This is a genomic window from Thiocapsa sp., assembly GCF_035467215.1.
GTDB lineage: Bacteria > Pseudomonadota > Gammaproteobacteria > Chromatiales > Chromatiaceae > Thiocapsa.
The window spans coordinates 1-3157 of sequence record NZ_DATITZ010000314.1 but is presented as its reverse complement, the minus strand read 5'-3'; the positions used below and the strand labels follow the sequence as shown (position 1 = coordinate 3157).

2 protein-coding genes and 1 pseudogene are annotated in these 3157 nt (G+C 65.3%); 1 reads left to right on the top strand and 2 read right to left on the bottom strand.

Annotated elements, in window-relative coordinates:
• Positions 1-444: pseudogene (locus tag VLR48_RS17020) on the bottom strand (ABC transporter permease); the annotation flags it as partial.
• A 206-nt stretch (positions 445-650) separates the two neighbouring features.
• Entirely contained in the window at positions 651-1553 is a 903-nt protein-coding gene (locus VLR48_RS17015) for an ABC transporter ATP-binding protein (protein ID WP_414718621.1), read from the bottom strand.
• On the opposite strand from VLR48_RS17015, the gene VLR48_RS17010 reads away from it, so the two are divergent.
• The gene (locus VLR48_RS17010) at positions 1515-2657 is read left to right on the top strand and encodes a lysophospholipase (protein ID WP_325292932.1); all 1143 of its coding nucleotides are present in this window, start codon (positions 1515-1517) and stop codon (positions 2655-2657) included. The two genes, VLR48_RS17015 and VLR48_RS17010, sit on opposite strands and share 39 nt — an antisense overlap.
• Positions 2658-3157: the final 500 nt, after the last annotated feature.

Here is a 3157-nt window from a genome sequence, read left to right as displayed (position 1 = left end):
CAGGGCGGCACCGCTCACGGTCACCCGCTGCGGGGTCGCCCCTGCGGTCTCGCCTTGATCATTCGCCCCTTCCGAGCCGCGCAAGAGACGCTCGACGAGATAGCCGTTGGCCGAATCCGAATTCACCCAGTAGCGCGGTGTCTCGCTCGGATCCACCAAGAGATCCAGCTGATGACGCTCCACCTTCGCGATCGCCGCTGCCGGGTCGGTTACCGGGATGAATTGGATGTGACTGGTCTGAAGGAACGGGAGGCCCGCGACCGGCAGCTCGGCGCCGTCCGCGATCACGCCGACCTTGAAGACATCCCGCGACGCATCGCTGAAGATGAAGGCAAAGGCCAGCACCATCATGATCGGCATCAGGATGTTCCACGACAGCCCCGCCCGATCGCGATAAAACTCGCGGTTACGCGCGATGAGGATGGTCAGGATACGGCGCCACATGAGATGTTCCGGGTATTTAAAACCGCGTCCAGAGCGAGATGCCGACTTTCGAGTGAGCTCGACGTTTAGCGCCTCCGCGGCCCTTGGCCGAGACGCGGTTTAAAATGATACTTTCTTAATACCTTGAACCGCGCCATCTCCAGCGGTCGTCGAGTCTGCCTGGGCCGAACCCATCCAAAAGCATCGCATACCGTGCCGGGCGCGGTTTAAGAGCGCAGATCATGTCCGGTCAGTTTCAGAAAGAGGTCTTCCAGATTCGGCGTCGCCACCCGCAGATCCGTCAGATCGGCCCCGACGCGCTCGATCTCGGCCAACATCGGCGGGACCTCCTCGGCAAAGAGCTCGATGGTCCCGTCGCGCCGCTCGGCCGTCGCCGGAAGCGCCGCGCCCACGGGCCACGCGGACTCGGGCAGGCGAATCACGGTGGCCGGAAAATGATCTCGAACCAGACGCGCAGGCTCACCATCGGCGATGATCCGTCCGTGATCCACGATGGCAATCCGATCGCACAGCCGCTCGGCCTCTTCCATGTAATGCGTGGTCAGGACGATGGTCTTGCCGCGCCGACGCACGGTCTCGATCAGACCCCAGAAGTTGCGTCTGGACTGCGGATCCAGGCCCGTCGTCGGCTCGTCGAGAAACACTAGATCCGGGTCGTTGACCAGGGCGATGGCCAAAAGCAGGCGCTGACGTTGGCCACCCGAGAGCTTGCGCGTATCCCGATCCAGGATCTCCCCGAGATTACAGAGCCGGATCAGCTCGTCGCGGTCCGCGGTGCGCCGATACAGGCTGGCGAACATGGTCAGCGACTCGCGAACCGTCTGGAAGTCCTGCAGCGCGGTCGCCTGGAACTGGATGCCGACCGATTCGCGATAGGCACGATCGAGCGGCCGACCACGATAGAGCACGGTGCCCGAGGTCGGGGTTTGGATCCCCTCGAGCATCTCCAGGGTCGTCGTCTTCCCGGCCCCGTTCGGCCCCAAGAGCCCGAAGCACTGACCGGCTTCGACACGAAAACCAATACCATCCACGGCGCGCACGCCGGGATAGAGCCGGACGAGATCATGGGCTTGGAGCAGGCTATTCACGGCAGCGGAGTATACGCGCATCGTGCCGAGCACGACGGGCCGACCCCGGACTCGGGCCGGGGCTCGATCTGGACGCCTGCACTGGCGAGCACCATCGTCGGCTCGGTCTGGACCAACGCCCTCGCCGCCCTGATCCTTGTTCTCATGCTCACAGCCTGCGCCTCCCCGAACATCGTCGAATCCCCGGACACCAGCACAGGATCGCCCCGCCTCGGCCTCGACCATGCACGGATGGACGACGGCTATCGTCTGCCCCTGCGCGTCTGGAGCAGCGCCGAGCGTCCGCGAAAGGTTGTGCTCGGGCTGCACGGATTCAACGACTATGCAAACGCCTTCGCCCCTTTGGGCCGCGAGCTCGCGGCCGCGGGCATCACCACCTACGCGGTCGATCAACGGGGTTTCGGCGCCGCCGCCCTACCCGGTCGTTGGCACGGCAGCGAGCGTCTCGCCGCGGATCTGCGCAACCTCGTCGATCTGTTGCGTGCGCGCCATCCCGATGCTCGTCTCTATATCGCCGGCGAGAGCATGGGCGGCGCCGTTGTCCTGACCGCGACGGCGCAGGGGCCGCTGCCGGTGGACGGCGTCATCCTCATCGCGCCCGCGGTCTGGTCCCGCGACACCATGCCTTGGTATCAACGCCTCGTACTGGACGGCGCCGTGCGCACCCTGCCCTGGCTGAAGCTGACCGGCGAGGGCATCCGCATCAGTCCGTCGGACCATATCGAGATGTTGCAGGCGATGGGCGCGGACCCGCTCGTCATCAAGGCGACCCGCGTCGATGCACTCTGGGGCATCACCGACCTGATGGACCGGGCGCAAGCCGCGGCGGGCCGACTGCAGACCCCGGCCCAGGTTCTCTACGGAGAGCAGGACAAGATCATCCCCAAGAACGCCTTCTGCCGATTCCTCGGGAAACTTCCCCGCGCCGAACCGGGTCTGACCTTCGTTCTTTACGAGCACGGCTGGCACATGCTCCCGCGCGACCGCCAAGGTGCACGCGTACGCGCCGACATCGCCGCCTGGCTCGAGGATCCGGATGCCCCGCTGCCGTCGGGTGAAACCACATCGCCGCGCGGCCCGCGGGCAAGCGCGTTTTGCGGCGAAACCCCAACAAACGTTCAGTAATAGTGATCCATTTTAGCCCCTCTCCCCTCGCGGGAGAGGGGTTGGGCAGAGGGGGGAACGAACCGGAATCGCTAAGTGGTTTCTGAACCGTTGCTTCGCTTACGCCGACGATAAGAAGCACGACACCGCCAAACAGCGGCCCGAGCCTCGTACGCATGGGCAGACGTGTCGAGCCGCCGCTCGAACGCGCCGCGGCCCGCGCGTTGTGCCTCGCTACCCTCGGCACAACCTACGGCCGAGAAGAGTCTTCTACTGACACGAGCCGTGCCGGGGACATATCATCACCGCACGAATTCAGACCGATAAGATCGAATCACCACCTCACTCATCCCGACCGGAGATCCACCATGGCCTTCACCCGTCGCCGCTTTACCCAAACCATGATCGGCGCACTCGGCGCCGCGATGCTCCCGCTGCACCCCGCCGCCGCCAACCTGGTCGAGGGCCGCGATTGGCGCGCCGTCTCGCCGCCGCAGCCGGGATCGGCCCCCGACAAGATC

Coding starts and splice junctions, on each gene's coding strand:
- VLR48_RS17015 (WP_414718621.1), bottom strand. CDS start 1,553: ATGCGCGTATACTCCGCTGCCGTGAATAGCCTGCTCCAAGCCCATGAT.